Consider the following 14,504-nt stretch of genomic DNA (forward strand, 5'->3'; position numbering starts at 1 on the left):
GTAACGTAGGCACCGGCGAGCCGCGCCGCTAACGCGGCGGGGTGTGTGCGTAACTCTCACACCCGGCCGCTTTCGCGGCTCGGCTCGCCGGGTTGCGTCCTCACAGTCCCAGCACGTCGGCCATCGTGTACAGGCCGGCCGGCTTGCCGGCGAGGAACTTCGCCGCCGCCAACGCGCCGCGGGCGTAGCTGTCCCGGCTGTACCCCTTGTGGACCAGCTCCATCGTCTCGCCGAGCGTGCTGAAGATGATCGTGTGCTCGCCGACGTTGTCCCCGGCCCGGACGGCGTGCATCCCGATCTCGCCGTGCGGCCGCTCGCCGACGATCCCCTCCCGGCCGTGCAGGATTTTCTCCTGCTTCATCGCGTCCTGCACGATCTTCGCGAACTGGGCCGCCGTGCCGCTGGGCGAGTCCTTCTTGAACCGGTGGTGCCGCTCGACGATCTCCACGTCGAAGTCCTGCTTCGCCAGCGCCTCGGCCGTCAGCTTCGTCAGCTTGAACAGGATGTTCACGACGAGGCTCATGCTCGGCGACAGCAGGATCGCCGTGTCGTGCGCGGCCTCGGCGATCTCCTTCGTGTGTTCGGCTTCCAGCCCGGTCGTGGCGATGACGAGCGGCAGCTTCCGGTCCACGCACGCCTTGAGGATGCCCATCGTGCCGGCCGGGGCAGAGAAGTCGATGACGCAATCGACGCGGGCCGACAGCGGAATCTCGGCCGTGACCGGCACGCCGAGATTCGCGACGCCGGCGACCTCCCCGGCGTCGTGGCCGACGCGGGGGTGCTTCGGCGAATCGACGGCCGCGACGACGTGCAGCGCCGGGTCTTCAGCCGCGAGGGCGACGAGCCGTTGGCCCATCCGCCCGCAGGCCCCGTGGATGGCGAGGGTGGTCTTCATCGGGGGGTGTCTCCTGGCGAACGGCACGGCGTAAGCGTGCCGGTGTGGGGCGGCGCGGCTCGTGGGGCCACCGGCACGCTTACGCCGTGCCGTTCGCCGGTGGTGGCTCACCGGCACGCTGTGGGCCACCGGCACGCTTACGCCGTGCCGTTCGCCAACTCGGCGAGCCGGGTTGTCACCCGCGGGTCCAGCCAGACGACTAGCGCGCCCGGCTGGTCCCGAACGTATTCGACGGCGGCACGGATGGTTTCGGGCGTGTCCTTCTTCCGCCGGGAGCCGGATTCCACCCACCAGTGCTTGCGACGGCCGCATTCCCGGTTCAGCCGGCGGGTACACCACGCCTTGAAGTCCACCAAGAGTTTCTCGGGGTCCGGATCGCCTGGGACGCCGACCACCACATGGACGTGGTCTGGGATTACGGCCAGCGCCAGGACCTGCCAGCGGCGGAATCGTGCCGTCTCGCGCAGTTGTTCCGAAATCGCCGTCGCTTGGGCGAGGTCGAATCGCACCGCGGTTTCGTCCATGATGTCTGCGGAGTACGCCGCCAACCGCGGCATCGCATCGGCCGGCAGTTCTCCCGGCACGTTGAGCAATACCTTCTGCCCCAGCGGATTCCGGAAGTCGGACACGAAGCCGTGCTCGCCCGGCAGCCACGTCCCATACGTTCGCCACGTCAGTAGCCAGTACCGGTCCATCTGGGCCTCGGCGAACGGCACGGCGTGAGCGTGCCGGTGTGGGCGATTGTGGTCCACCGGCACGCTCACGCCGTGCCGTTCGCCTAGGCGTACAACTCGATCGCCTTCACGATCTCGCTCAGGTCGTTCGGCACCTGCACCGCCCGGTTCGCGAACCCCGCCCGGCGGACGCCCCGCTTGCCGAGCTTCGCCTCGAAGGTTGCCGGGTCGGCCGTGTGGTACGCCACCGTCGCGTCCGGGTCCTTCAACACGTGCCCGGTCAGCACGCACGCTACCCGCTCGTCCGGCGAAATCACGCCCTCCTTCACGAGCTTGAGCAGCCCGGCCACGCTCGCGGCGCTGGCCGGCTCGCAGCCGAACCCGCCGGCCCCGATCTTCGCCTTCGCGTCGAGGATCTCCTGGTCCGTCACCTCCCGCACCACGCCGCCGCACTTCTCAAGAGACCGCAGCGCCTTCGGCAGGTTCACGGGCCGGTTGATCTCGATGGCGCTCGCCAGCGTGTCGGCCCGCTTGTCCGCGTCGTCCAGGTACTTCATGTACGCGTTGATCTTCCCCGCGTCCGGCCGGCCGGCGTTCCACCGGACGCCGTTCTTCTCGTAAAGTTGATAGAACGTGTCCGCCCCGGCCGCGTTGATGAGCGCCAGCCGCGGCGTGCGGGTAATCAGGCCGAGTTCCTTCAGCTCGAAGAACGCCTTGCCGAACGCCGACACGTTGCCGAGGTTCCCGCCCGGCACGACGATCCAGTCCGGGACCTCCCACCGCAGCGCCTCGAGGATGCGGTACATGACCGACTTCTGCCCCTCGAGGCGGAACGGGTTGACGCTGTTGACGAGGTAGATGCCGAGCTGCTTCGACACCTCCTGCACCCGCCGCAGGGCGTCGTCGAAGTCGCCGGCGATCTGCACCGTCAGCGCCCCGTAGTCGAGCGCCTGCGACAGCTTCCCGTAGCTGATCTTCCCGCTGCCGATGAAGATGACAGCCCGCATCAGGTTCGTCGCGGCGCAGTAAATGGCGAGGCTCGCGCTGGTGTTCCCGGTGCTGGCGCACGCGGCCCGCCGTGCCCCGACCATCTGCGCGTGGGTGAACGCGGCCGTCATGCCGTTGTCCTTGAAGCTGCCGCTGGGGTTCATCCCCTCGTACTGGAGGAACACCGTCCCCGGCCGCATCCCGGCGTACTTCGCCACGAGGTCGGCGCGTTGCAGCAGCGTCTGCCCCTCGCCGATGGTCATGACCCGGTCCGGCGGGGCGAACGGGAACAGGTCGCGAAACCGCCAGACGCCGGAGAAGTCGAGCGGGTCGGTGCGGTTGGCCCACTTCGCCTCGAAGTGCTTGAAGGACGTGGGCGCGGGCAGTCGGTCCCAGTCGTAGGCCACGTCGTACAGGCCGCCGCACTTGGCGCACTGGAAGCTCGTGTCCGCGAGGTCGGCGGTGTGGCCGCAGTGCGGGTGGATGCAGCGTTGGAAGACGGCGTCGGACATCGTGGCCCACCGGGAGAAGGTCGCAAACGACTGTCGTTTTAGCGAACGCGGTGGGGGTTGCGAGATGGCGGCCGGCGCGGCACCGCGCCGGCCGCGGCGGCGGTCACTCCTTCTTCTTCCAGTCGCGGATGTGGGAGTTCGTCTTGGCGAGTTCGTCGAGCTTGGCCGTCAGGTCGGCCTCGGACTTGGCGTAGTCGAACCGGCAGGTCGTGTTGGGAATGTCGGTCTGGACGTTGGTGAAGCCGTCGGCTTCGGTCAGAGCGCCTCGCACGGAGGCGGCGCACCCCCCTCAGGTCATGTTGGGGACGAGGATGGCGTGGGCCGGTTGGGCTTGGCTCGGGGTGCTCGCGGCGGTCGGCGGCGGGGACGACGACCCCGAACACCCGGCCGCGGCCAGCGTGCCGAGCAGGCACAATCGAAGGAACATGAACGATCTCCCGTGGAATGAGGACCGGGCTGCCGCGAAGGGCGGGCAGTCTCCACTTCTAAAGTAGCCCGCGCGGGCCGCCCGCGGCCACCCCAGGAACCGTGCGGCGGTCGTTCGATCGGACCCAGCCCCGTTGACCGGACGGCCCGGCGGCGGGTACAACGGAAGAACCTCCCAGGAACAACCCGATGCGCGCGCTCGTGTGGATCGCCGGTTTGCTCACCGCCGGCCCCGTCGCCGCGGCCCCGCCGAAGCCGTCGGCCGAGGCGGCGTTCGCCACCCGCGTGCTGCCGGCGCTGAAGGCGAAGTGCTTCGCCTGCCACGGCGAGGACGCGGAAAAGGTGAAGGGCGGGTTGGACCTGACGACGCGGGAGAAGCTGCTCGCCGGCGGCGACAGCGGCGAGCCGGGGTTCGTGCCCGGCAAGGCGGCGGAGAGCGCGATCTACCGTGCGATCCTACGGACGGACAAGGCCGTCGCCGCGATGCCGCCGAAGGAGAACGACAAGCTCACGGCCGAACAAGCCGCCGCGGTCCGCGACTGGATCGACGGCGGCGCGCCGTGGCCGTCGGCCGAGCGCATCGCGGAGCTGGTCGCGGCCGAGCAGACCGCCGGCGTGCGGGTGAAGACGAGCGGCGAGCTATCGGCGGACTGGACGAACCGGACGTACAAGCCCGAAGACCTGTGGGCGTACCAACCGCTCCGGAAGGCTTCGGCCGGAGCGACGGTCGATGGCTTCATTTCCGCGAAGCTGCGTGCCGCCAAACTGACCCCGGCCCCGGCGGCCGACCGCCGCACGCTGGCCCGCCGGGTCACGTTCGACCTCACCGGCCTGCCGCCGACGCCGGAAGAGATCGACGCCTTCGTCACCGACACGTCGCCGACCGCCTACGAGAAACTCATCGACCGGCTGCTCGCGTCGCCGCACTACGGCGAGCAGATGGCCCGGCACTGGCTCGACCTGACGCGGTACGCGGACTCGGCCGGGTTCGCCAACGACTACGACCGCGGCAACGCCTGGCGCTACCGCGACTACGTCGTGCGGAGCTTCAACGCGGACAAGCCCTACGACCGATTCGTGACCGAACAACTCGCCGGGGACGAGGTCGCGCCGGCCGACCCGGAGGCGCTGGTGGCCGTCGGGTTCCTGCGGATGGGGGCGTGGGAGCTGACCGGCATGGAGGTCGCGAAGGTCGCCCGCCAACGGTTCCTGGACGACGTGACCGACACCGCCGGGCAGGTGTTCCTCGGCCACATGCTCCAGTGCGCCCGCTGCCACGACCACAAGTTCGACCCGGTCCCGACGCGGGACTACTACCGCATCCAGGCCGCGTTCGCGACGACGCAGCTCGCCGAGCGGCCGGCCGCGTTCCTTCCCAATGAGAACGTCCGCGAGTTCTACGAACGGAAGTACCTCGTCGCGCGGCAAGAGCGGCTCGAAGCGGAGTTGAAGCGCATCCTGGAGGCGGAGGCCGCGGCGCGGAAGCAGTGGGCGGCGGCGAACCCGGACAAGAAGGGCGAGAAGCCGCCGCGGCACGAGTTCCTTTCGCCGGCCGACCTGGGGCTGGAGCGAATCGCCCGCAAGGGGCTGGAGCGGCTGAAGTGGGAGTTCGACCGGTACGAGCCGGTCGCGCTGTCGGTGTACTCGGGCCGCACGCCGGACGTGAAGGCGATCTACGCGCCGTTTCGCGTGCCGAAGAACCCGGCCGCGGGCACGCTGGAGGTTTCGCACATCCTCGGCGGCGGCGACCCGTTCAGCCCGAAGGACGAGGTATCGCCCGGCGTCGTCAGCGCGGCGGGAGATGCCGCAATTCCGAACGAGACGGAAGGTCGTCGGGCGGCGCTGGCGAAGTGGGTCGTCGATCCGAAGAACCCGCTGACCGCCCGGGTCATGGCCAACCGCGTCTGGCAGTGGACGATGGGGACGCCGCTCGCCGGGAACCCGAACAACTTCGGCACCACGGGTAAGAAGCCGACGCACCCGGAGTTGCTCGACTGGCTCGCGGCCGAGTTCGTGGCGAACGGGTGGTCGGTGAAGAAACTTCAGAAGACGATCCTGCTGTCCGAGGCGTACCGGCGCTCCTCCCGCCACCCGGACCCGAAGGCGGGGGGCGACCTGTACGCCGCGTTCCGCCCGCGGCGGCTGGCGGCGGAGGAACTCCGCGACGCGCTGCTCGCCGTGTCCGGGGAGCTGACCCGCACGGTCGGCGGCGTCCCCGTGCGGCCGGAGCTGAACCCGGACGTGGCGTTCCAGCCGCGGCAGGTGATGGGCACGTTCGCCCCGGCCTGGGAGCCGTCGCCGAAGCCGGAGCAGCGACATCGCCGCACGCTGTACGCGCTAAAGCTGCGGGGCGTCCGCGACCCCCTGTTGGACGTGTTCAACGCCCCGGTCGCCGATTCGCCGTGCGAGGCCCGCGACGTTTCGACGACCGCCCCGCAGGCGTTCGCCCTATTCAACGCCGAGGCGACGCGGGCACGGGCGCTGGCGTTCGCCACCCGGCTGGTGGCCGTCACGAAGACGAACGACGGCGCGATCGCTGCCGCCTTCCACGCCGCGTTCGGCCGGACACCGACGGCCGACGAGCGGGAAACGTGCTTGAAACACTGGGAGAAGATGACGGCCCGCCACGCCGGGTTGAACCTGGCGAAGCCGAAGCGGCCGACGGAGGTGGTCCGCGAGGCGGTGGAGGAGAACACCGGCGTGTCGTTCCGGTACACGGAGCCGCTGGACGCCGCGGCCGACTTCGTCCCGGACCCGCACCCGGCCGACGCCGACGCCCGCACCCGCGGGCTGATGGAAGTGTGCCTGGTGCTGTTCAACGCGAACGAGTTCGCGTACCTGGACTGACCGTAGGTCAGCCTTTCCAGGCTGACTCGCGTTCAGAGCCCCAGGGCGCTCCCTCCCGTTGTAGGTAGCTGCCTGCGACGAGAAGCCCGTCAGCCTGGAAAGGCTGACCTACGTGAGGACCCGACCGTGACCCTCTCCCGCCGCGAAGCGATTTACGGCCTCGGCGCGTCCGTCGGCGGCCTCGCGTTCTCCGCCATGCTGCACGCCGCCGAGAAGAAGCGGCCGCACGTCCCGGCGAAGGCGAAGGCGTGTATCTTCCTCATGATGGAAGGCGGGCCGAGCCACATCGACACGTTCGACCCGAAGCCGATGCTCGCGAAGTTGCACCTGAAGGAGTTCACCCGCACGGACAAGATGCAGTCGGCCATGTCCGGCGGGAAGCGGTACTACGTCGCGTCGCCGTTCAAGTTCGCGAAGGCCGGGAAGTCCGGGGCGGACATCGCCGCCAACTGGCGACACCTCGCCGGCGTCGCGGACGACCTGTGCTTCTACCGCGGCTGTCAGGTCGATTCCGTCAACCACCCGACGGCCATGTACCAGATGAACACCGGCAACCGGTTCGGCGGCGACCCGGCCGTCGGCGGGTGGGTGACCTACGGCCTCGGCACAGAGAACCAGAACCTGCCGGGGTTCGTCGTGCTGCCGGAGGTGAGCTACCCGCAGGGCGGGGCCGCGAACTGGGGCAACGGGTTCCTCCCGGCCGACTTCCAGGGCACGCCGCTGCGGGCGGCCGGCGCGCCGATCCTCGACCTCGCCCCGCCGCCGGGCGTCACGCCGGCGGACCAACGGGCGAACCTCGATCTCTTGGGGAAGTTGAACGCCGCCCACGCCGCCGACCGCGGCGGGCGGGACGACCTCGCGGCCCGGATGGCCAGCTACGAACTCGCGTTCCGGATGCAGGCCGACGTGCCGGGGCTGCTCGACCTGTCGAAGGAGGACGCGAAGACGAAGGCCCTCTACGGCGTCGGCGAGGAGCCGACGGACGCGTTCGGCCGCCGCTGCCTGCTCGCCCGGCGGCTGGTCCAACAGGGCGTGCGGTTCGTGCAGGTCTACGCCGGGACGTGGGACAGCCACGACTACATCGAGAAGGCGCACGGCAACTTGGTGGCCCGCGTGGACCGGCCGATCGCCGGGCTGATCGCGGACTTGAAGCGGACGGGGCTGCTCGACAGCACGCTCGTGGTTTGGGCCGGCGAGTTCGGCCGCAGCCCGGACAACGGCGTGCGGATGGGCACGGCGTTCGGCCGCGACCACAACCCGAAGGCGATGACGGTCTGGCTCGCCGGCGGCGGGGTGAAGGCGGGGCACACCGTCGGCGCGACGGACGAGTTGGGAGCGGAGGCGGTCGAGTGCAAGCACCACGTCCGCAACTTACACGTCACGCTGTTGCACCTGCTCGGCCTGGACGACACGAAACTGACGTACTTCCACGGCGGCCGGTTCAAGCAGCTCTCGCAGTTCGGCGGGTCGGTCATCAAGGAGTTGCTCGGGTAAGCGGCAGGGGCGCGGGAAGAAAAACCTAGACTTCCGAAGTCCGGCTTCGACTTCGGAAGTCGATCCTCCCACAGTGGTGTCTCTCCCTTCCCGCAGGGGGCTGGCCCCGCTCGACTTCCGAAGTCCGGCTTCGACTTCGGAAGTCGATCCCCCGCAGGCGCGTCCCTCCTCGTCCGTCGGTGCTGGCCCCGCTCGACTTCCGAAGTCGAAGCCGGACTTCGGAAGTCGGGCCGCCGGTCACGGCTTCAACACGACCTTGATGCAGTTGTCCTTCTTGTCCCGGAACGTCTTGTACGCCTCCGGCGCGTCCGCCAGCTTCAGCCGGTGCGTGATGACGAACGACGGGTCGATCTCACCCTTCTCGATTCGCTCGAGCAGCGGCTTGAGGTAGCGGTGGACGTGCGTTTGCCCGGTCTTGACGGTGACGCCCTTGTTCATGAGCGCGCCGATCGGGAACTTGTCCGCGAACCCGACGTACACGCCGGGGATCGAGAGCGTGCCGCCCTTGCGGCAGGCCATGACCGCCTGCCGCAGGGCCGCCGGCCGGTCCGTGCCGAGGCCGACGGCCGCCTTGACCCGGTCGAGTACGGCCGGCGTGCTGCCGGTCCCGTGCGCCTCCGCCCCGACGGCGTCGATGCACCGGTCCGGCCCGCGGCCGTTGGTCATCTGTTGCAGCCGGTCGTAGACGCTGTCCTCGACCTTCAGGAAGTTGATCGTCTCCGCCCGGCACTGCGTCCGGGCCATTTCCAGCCGCTCCGGGACGTGGTCGATGGCGATCACCCGGCCGGCCCCGAGCATCCACGCGCTCTTGATGCAGAACTGGCCGACCGGCCCGCACCCCCACACGGCGACCGTGTCGCCCGGCTCGATGTCGGCGTTCTCCGCGGCCATGTACCCGGTCGGGAAGATGTCCGTCAGGAACAGCACCTTCTCGTCCGGCAGGCCGTTGGGAACCTTGAACGCCCCGAAGTCGGCGAACGGGACGCGGACGTACTCGGCCTGCCCGCCGGGGATGCCGCCGGTCAGGTGCGAGTACCCGAACAGCCCGGCCGGGGCGTGGCCCATCATCTGCGTGCCCATCTCCGGCTTCGGGTTGGACGTGTCGCAGCAGCTCGTCAGCCCCTTCTTGCAAAAGAAGCAGCTGCCGCACGCGATGCAGAACGGCACGAGGACGCGGTCGCCCTTCTTCAGGTTCGTGACCGCGTTGCCGGTCTCGACGACCTCGCCCATGAACTCGTGACCGAGGATGTCGCCGGACTCCATCGCCGGGACGTACCCGTCCAGCAGGTGCAGGTCGGACCCGCAGATGGCGGTTGTCGTGACCTTGAGGATCGCGTCGCGGGGGTCTTGAACCTTCGGGTCGGGCACGGTGTCGATCCGCACGTCTCCGGTCCCGTGCCAGCAGAGCGCTTTCATGACGAGTTCCATCGGGGACGGGCGAGGGGAAAGTCGAGGGGCAGCAACGGATGTGCCGGCCGCGCCGGCATCGGCGGCATGACGGTTGCTCCCGACAGGGGGGGAAAACACCGGGGGAACGTCATGGACCCGAAGCCGACGAAGGAGCCGCCGCCGAAGAAGCGGCCCGGCGAACAGACGGACGACGAGGCCGCGGCCGAGGCGGCGGCGAAGGAGCCGGCCGCCGAGCGGGGCGAGCGGATCGCCACCGGCAAGGACATCGCCCGCGGCGGGAAGAAGGACGGCGACGTGCCCGGCGCGACGCCGGACGAGTAACACGGCCGAGCAGTCCGCTGCCCGGTTTCCGGCTGAAAACTTACCGTTCCCGAACCGGAGGGCTGACGATGAAGTGCGAAGTTTGCGGCAACGACTACGACAAGGCGTTCACCGTCACGGCGGCGGACGGGGCACACACGTTCGACTCGTTCGAGTGCGCCATCCACGCCCTCGCCCCGAAGTGCGGGCACTGCGGCTGCCGGGTCGTCGGCCACGGCGTCGAGGAGGGCGGCACGATCTACTGCTGCGCCCACTGCGCGAAGAAGGTCGGCGTCACCGGGCTGAAGGACCGGGCGTGACGGCCTGGCCGTCCGTCAGGGCGGCCGCTGGGGTCGCGAGCGTCTCGGTCCCGGCGAACGGCGTCCAGTCGGCCGCGGCCGCCTTCTTGTACCGGCGGACCTGTGTGACCTGGGCGTCGCCGCGGGCCAACTGCACAGCCACGCGGACGGCCTTCCCGTCCTCGACGAGGTACGCGACCGGCTCGTCGTTGATCTTCCCGATCGCCGCGGCCGGCACGCTCCACTCGGCCGGCAGCTCGACCGTCAGCCGGGCGTAGGCGTACATGCCGGGCCGTACCGCCCCGGCCGCGTTCGGCAGATCGACTTCCGCTCGCAGCGTCCGCGACCCCGGCTCCAGCGACCACGAGGTCCGCGTTACCGTCCCCGTCTCCCCGGCGGCGGAAGAAGTCGGGAGCGTCAGCTTCAACTGCTGGCCGACGACGATCAGCCCGGCGTCGGCCTCGGGAACCTGAATCACGACGCGGACCGGGTCGGTGCGGGCGACGGCGAACAGGCCGTGCTTGCCGTCCGCGGCGATGAAGTCGCCGGTCGCGACGGCCCGGCGGGTGACGACGCCGTCGAACGGGGCCTTCACCCGCGTGTACCCGCGGAGGGCGTCCACCCGCCGCCCGTCGGCCTTCGCCACGTCGAGCCGCGCCTCCGTCGCCGTCACGTCGGCGACCGCCTTGTCCGCGTCCGCCTGCGCCTTCGCGACCGCCGCCTCCGCGGTCGTGACCTTCGCCGTGGACTCGGCCTTGCTCGCCTCGGCCGCCTTGAACTGGTTGAGCGTCTCGTCGCGGGTCTGCGAGTCGATGACGCCGCCGGCCACCAGCCGCTCGACGCGGGCCGCCTCGGACTGCCACCGGTCGTACAGCGCCTGCGTCCGCGTCAGCCCGGCCTTCGCCTCCGCCACCATCGCCTTGGCGGACGCCACCCCGGCCGTCGCGGCCGCGAGCGCCTTCTTCGCCTGCACGACTTCGGCCTCGTACTGGCGGACGGTCGCCTCCTTCTGCTTGAACTCCTCCTCCAGCTCCGGCACGGAGAGTTCGGCGAGGACCTGGTCCTTCTTCACCCGGCTGCCGATGTCGATGAACCGGTCGTGGGCGGCGAGCGCGGCCTTGTCCGGGTCGGCGGCGAGGCCGCGGACGTACCCCGGAATCTTCGCGAACAGCACGACCTCCTCGAACGCCTGCACCGTGCCCGGCTGTTCGACCGTCCGCTTCACCGGCTTCCGCTCCGGCTTCACGGTCGTGATCGTTGAGGCGGCCGCGGCCGCGGGGGGCGGGGCCGGCGGTTGGCGGTTGCAGCCGGCGGCGACCGCGACGAGGAGCAAGAGGCCGTTACGCATCGGGGGTCTCCGCGGCGGGGGTGAAGTGGCGGCTGGCCGGGTCGAACGGGTCGAGGGACGCGGACGCGGCCGACGCCCGGCCCATCACGAGGGCGAACGCGGCCGGCAGCACTAACAGCGTCGTGAGCGTGGCGGCGACGAGGCCGCCGATGACGGCGCGGGCCAGCGGCGCGGTCTGGTCGCCGCCTTCGCCGACGCCGAGGGCCATCGGGACCATGCCGGCGACCATCGCGAGGCTCGTCATCAGGATCGGCCGGACGCGGGACCGCGCCCCCTCGACCCCGGCGGCGCGGGCGGACTGCCCGGCGACCCGCGCCCGCTCGGCGAACGTCACGAGGAGGATCGCGTTCGCCGTGGCGACGCCGACGGCCATGATCGCGCCCATGAACGATTGCAGGTTCAGCGTCGAGCCGGTGACGAGCAGCGCGACCACGACCCCGGCGAGCACGGCCGGGACCGGCGCGACGGCGACGAACGCGAGGCGAAGGGATTGAAAGTACGCCGTGAGCAACAGCGCGATCACGACGACGGCGACGGCCAGGCCGAACGTCAGCCCGCCGAACAACTCGCGGTACGGCGTCACCTGCCCGCGAACGTCCACCGTCACGCCCTTCGGGGCGTCGCCGACGGCCTTCAACGCGTCCTTCAGCCGCTCGGACACCTCGCCCAGGTGCGTGCCCTGGAGGTTCGCCGTCAGCGTCACGACCCGCTTCATGTTGTACCGGTCGTACTCGCCGGGCATCGTGCCCTCCTTCACCGCGCCCACGTCCCGCACCAGAACCCGGTCCGCGCCGGGGGCGGACACCGGGATGAGTTCCAAGTCCTTCGCCGTGTTCACGAGGGTGAACGGGACCTCGACCTGCACCTGGTAGCCGATGCCGGAGGTCGGCTCCCGCCAGAAGTTCGGCACGGTGAACCGGCTGGACGACGTGAACGGCGTCACCGCCCGCGCCACGTCCGCGGCCGTGCCGCCGGTCGCGGCCAGCCGCTCGCGGTCCACCACCACCTCGACCGTCGGGTAGTCCAGCGGCTGTGCGTACTGCACGTCCTTCAGGCCGGGGACCTTCTCCAACTCGGCCCGCACCTTCTCGGCGTGGGCCCGGCTGGCCGCGACGTTCGCCCCGGCCACCTGCACCTCGACCGGCGTGGGCGAGCCGAAGCTCATCACCTCGTTGACGATGTCGGCCGGCTCGAACGACACGCGGATGTCCTTCGCCCGCCGCCGGGCCACGTCCGCGGGCAGCCCGTCGGCCTCCCACTTCGCCGCCGTCCACGCCTCCAGGTGCGCGGGCAGCTTCTCCCGCAACGTCGCCTTCAGCGCCTCCAGCCGCACCGGGCCGGGCTTGAGTGCGACGCGAATCGCGGACTCGTGCGGCCCGCCCATCCAGAGGTAGACGGCGTTGATCGGGTAGCTGGACGCGACGACGCCGACGTACCCGAGCGTCAGGTCCACCTCGCCCCCGGCGGCGCGGACCTCGTCGCCGATGAACCGCAGGGCCTCCTGGGTGATCGCTTCCGTCTGCTCGATCCGCGTGCCGGTCGGGGCGCGGAGGCGGAGCTGAAACTGCCCGGCGTCCACCTGCGGGAAGATTTCCATCCCCAGCCGCGGGCCGAGGAGTAGGACCACGCCGACCGCCGCCACGAGGTACGCCGGCACGAGCAGCCACCGCGCGGCGACGACGGCGTTCCACATCGCGTGGCCGTTTCCGCTTTCACTCCGCGCTCCGCGATCCGCGCTCCGCGATTGGAACAGCCAGACGCAGAGGACCGGGACGAACGTGCTGGACAGGACGTAGCTGGCGACCATCGCGAACCCGACGGCCAGCGCGAGCGGGAGGAACAGCCCGCGGGCCGCGCCTTCCATGACGAACGCCGGGATGAACACGGCCACCACGCAGAGCATGGCGAGCAGCCGTGGCACGGCCGTCTCCGCGACGCCCCGCCAGACCGCGAGCGCCACCGAGGGTGTGCGGCCCATCTGGACGTGGACGTTCTCGACGGCGACCGTCGCCTCGTCCACGAGGATGCCGACCGCGAGGGCGAGGCCGCCGAGCGTCATGAGGTTGATCGTCTGCCCGGTCAGCCACAGGGCCACGAGCGCGGCGACGAGCGCGAACGGGATATTCAAGACGACGACGATCACGCTCCGCCAGTCCCGCAGGAAGACGAGAACCGTCAGCCCGACCAGCAGCGCGGCGAGGAGTCCCTCGAAGGCGACGCCCTTCATCGCGTTCGTCACGTAGGGGGACTGGTCGAACTCGAAGCTCACCTTGATGTCCGGCGGCAGCTCGTCCTGCATCTTGCCGAGGTTCGCCCGGACGTTGTTCACCACGTCCAGGGTGCTGGCGTTCGCCCGCTTCGTGACGAGGATGTACACCGCCCGCTTGCCGTTCACCAGGGCGTACCCGGTCGGCACGTCGGTCGCGTCGTCGATCAGCGGCCGGGCCGTCACCGGGTCGCGGCGGACCACGTCCCGGAGGAACACGCCGGGCTTCACCTCGATCGTGCCGAGGTCGGCCGGGTTGACGACCATCGCGTTCGTCGGGACGAGCGGCATCCGGGTCGCGTCGCGGATTTGGCCGGACGGCGCGATCGTGTTCCCCTCGGTCAGCTTGTTCACCACGTCGTCGGCGGACAGGCCGTAGGCCCGCAGGCGGTCCGGGTCGGCCCGGACCACGACCGTCCGCTGGCTGCCGCCGAACGGCGGCGGGGCGGACACCCCCTCGATGGCCGCGAACATCGGCCGGACCTTGAACAGGGCCTGGTCCTGAATCTGGCCGATGGTCTTCGTCTCGCTCGACATCACGAGGTAGCCGACCGGAACGCTGCCGGTGTCGAACCGCATGATGAACGGGTTGACCGTCCCCGGCGGCATGAACGCGCGGCTGCGGTTGACGTACCCGACCGTCTCGGCCATCGCCTGGGCCATGTCCGTGTTCGGGTGGAAGAACAGCTTCATCAGGGACATGCCCTGGACGTTCTTCGACTCGACGTGGTGGATGCCGCCGATGTAGAGGAAGTGGTACTCGTAGTAGTTGGCGATCAGCCCTTCCATCTGCTGCGGGTCCATCCCGCCGTAGGGCTGGCAGACGTACACGACCGGCAGGTTGAGCGCGGGGAAGATGTCCACCTTCATTCGCGAGTAGGCCAGCCACCCGGCGAACGCCGTGCCGAGGGCGAGTACGAGGACCGTGACCGGGCGGCGGAGGGCGACCGAGATCGGGTTCATCGCGGCTTCCAGCGGTGAGGGGTAGTGCTGATTAAAACACCGGCGGCGGGCGGCGGGTAGTGTCGGGAAATGGAGTACCGCCA

At 70.2% G+C, this 14,504-nt stretch carries 12 protein-coding genes; 4 read left to right on the forward strand and 8 right to left on the reverse strand.

Annotation, left to right across the window (positions count from 1 at the left end; all coding sequences use genetic code 11):
* Positions 1-100: 100 nt before the first annotated feature.
* The 5 genes from dapB to AC5JJ2_RS02500 form a co-directional block, all read right to left on the reverse strand.
* Entirely contained in the window at positions 101-895 is a 795-nt protein-coding gene (gene dapB, locus AC5JJ2_RS02480; RefSeq protein ID WP_495856376.1) for a 4-hydroxy-tetrahydrodipicolinate reductase, read from the reverse strand.
* 137 nt (positions 896-1,032) lie between these two features.
* Positions 1,033-1,647 (reverse strand): transposase, encoded by a 615-nt coding sequence (locus AC5JJ2_RS02485; RefSeq protein WP_495856377.1) that lies wholly within the window; start codon positions 1,645-1,647, stop codon positions 1,033-1,035.
* 26 nt (positions 1,648-1,673) lie between these two features.
* Positions 1,674-3,068 carry a threonine synthase gene (gene thrC, locus AC5JJ2_RS02490; protein WP_495856378.1) on the reverse strand — a complete coding sequence of 465 codons (1,395 nt, stop codon included), beginning with the start codon at positions 3,066-3,068 and terminating at the stop codon, positions 1,674-1,676.
* 103 nt (positions 3,069-3,171) lie between these two features.
* A complete protein-coding gene (locus tag AC5JJ2_RS02495) occupies positions 3,172-3,339 on the reverse strand; it encodes a hypothetical protein (RefSeq protein ID WP_495856379.1) in 168 nt (55 codons plus the stop codon).
* A gap of 18 nt (positions 3,340-3,357) precedes the next feature.
* Positions 3,358-3,495, reverse strand: a complete 138-nt coding sequence (locus tag AC5JJ2_RS02500) for a hypothetical protein (RefSeq protein ID WP_495856380.1) — start codon at positions 3,493-3,495, stop codon at positions 3,358-3,360.
* 188 nt (positions 3,496-3,683) lie between these two features.
* On the opposite strand from AC5JJ2_RS02500, the gene AC5JJ2_RS02505 reads away from it, so the two are divergent.
* Positions 3,684-6,341: a PSD1 and planctomycete cytochrome C domain-containing protein gene (locus AC5JJ2_RS02505; protein ID WP_495856381.1), complete on the forward strand. Its 2,658-nt coding sequence runs from the start codon at positions 3,684-3,686 to the stop codon at positions 6,339-6,341.
* Positions 6,342-6,536: 195 nt separating this feature from the next.
* Positions 6,537-7,835: a DUF1501 domain-containing protein gene (locus AC5JJ2_RS02510; protein WP_495856408.1), complete on the forward strand. Its 1,299-nt coding sequence runs from the start codon at positions 6,537-6,539 to the stop codon at positions 7,833-7,835.
* Between the two features lie 237 nt (positions 7,836-8,072).
* Here the strand turns inward: AC5JJ2_RS02510 and AC5JJ2_RS02515 are convergent, their stop codons facing one another.
* Positions 8,073-9,251: a zinc-dependent alcohol dehydrogenase gene (locus tag AC5JJ2_RS02515; RefSeq protein ID WP_495856382.1), complete on the reverse strand. Its 1,179-nt coding sequence runs from the start codon at positions 9,249-9,251 to the stop codon at positions 8,073-8,075.
* A gap of 123 nt (positions 9,252-9,374) precedes the next feature.
* Between AC5JJ2_RS02515 and AC5JJ2_RS02520 the strand changes: the two genes are divergently transcribed.
* Together AC5JJ2_RS02520 and AC5JJ2_RS02525 are read left to right on the forward strand one after the other, a co-directional pair.
* Positions 9,375-9,566: a hypothetical protein gene (locus AC5JJ2_RS02520; RefSeq protein ID WP_495856383.1), complete on the forward strand. Its 192-nt coding sequence runs from the start codon at positions 9,375-9,377 to the stop codon at positions 9,564-9,566.
* A 68-nt stretch (positions 9,567-9,634) separates the two neighbouring features.
* Positions 9,635-9,865 carry a metallothionein gene (locus AC5JJ2_RS02525; RefSeq protein WP_495856384.1) on the forward strand — a complete coding sequence of 77 codons (231 nt, stop codon included), beginning with the start codon at positions 9,635-9,637 and terminating at the stop codon, positions 9,863-9,865.
* On the opposite strand, the gene AC5JJ2_RS02530 is transcribed toward AC5JJ2_RS02525, so the two are convergent.
* Both AC5JJ2_RS02530 and AC5JJ2_RS02535 read right to left on the reverse strand, forming a co-directional pair.
* A complete protein-coding gene (locus AC5JJ2_RS02530; RefSeq protein WP_495856385.1) occupies positions 9,840-11,192 on the reverse strand; it encodes an efflux RND transporter periplasmic adaptor subunit in 1,353 nt (450 codons plus the stop codon). The genes AC5JJ2_RS02525 and AC5JJ2_RS02530 overlap by 26 nt on opposite strands.
* The gene (locus AC5JJ2_RS02535) at positions 11,185-14,421 is read right to left on the reverse strand and encodes an efflux RND transporter permease subunit (RefSeq protein ID WP_495856386.1); all 3,237 of its coding nucleotides are present in this window, start codon (positions 14,419-14,421) and stop codon (positions 11,185-11,187) included. Before AC5JJ2_RS02535 ends, AC5JJ2_RS02530 begins: the two co-directional genes overlap by 8 nt.
* Positions 14,422-14,504: the final 83 nt, after the last annotated feature.

The sequence above is a fragment of the Limnoglobus sp. genome, from assembly GCF_059499385.1.

Bases quoted from the DNA above. Each gene is read 5' to 3' on its own strand.
- thrC (WP_495856378.1), bottom strand. From the start codon at position 3,068: ATGTCCGACGCCGTCTTCCAACGCTGCATCCACCCGCACTGCGGCCAC.
- AC5JJ2_RS02510 (WP_495856408.1), top strand. From the start codon at position 6,537: ATGCTGCACGCCGCCGAGAAGAAGCGGCCGCACGTCCCGGCGAAGGCG.
- AC5JJ2_RS02535 (WP_495856386.1), bottom strand. From the start codon at position 14,421: ATGAACCCGATCTCGGTCGCCCTCCGCCGCCCGGTCACGGTCCTCGTA.
- AC5JJ2_RS02505 (WP_495856381.1), top strand. From the start codon at position 3,684: ATGCGCGCGCTCGTGTGGATCGCCGGTTTGCTCACCGCCGGCCCCGTC.
- AC5JJ2_RS02500 (WP_495856380.1), bottom strand. From the start codon at position 3,495: ATGTTCCTTCGATTGTGCCTGCTCGGCACGCTGGCCGCGGCCGGGTGT.
- dapB (WP_495856376.1), bottom strand. From the start codon at position 895: ATGAAGACCACCCTCGCCATCCACGGGGCCTGCGGGCGGATGGGCCAA.
- AC5JJ2_RS02525 (WP_495856384.1), top strand. From the start codon at position 9,635: ATGAAGTGCGAAGTTTGCGGCAACGACTACGACAAGGCGTTCACCGTC.
- AC5JJ2_RS02515 (WP_495856382.1), bottom strand. From the start codon at position 9,251: ATGAAAGCGCTCTGCTGGCACGGGACCGGAGACGTGCGGATCGACACC.
- AC5JJ2_RS02530 (WP_495856385.1), bottom strand. From the start codon at position 11,192: ATGCGTAACGGCCTCTTGCTCCTCGTCGCGGTCGCCGCCGGCTGCAAC.
- AC5JJ2_RS02520 (WP_495856383.1), top strand. From the start codon at position 9,375: ATGGACCCGAAGCCGACGAAGGAGCCGCCGCCGAAGAAGCGGCCCGGC.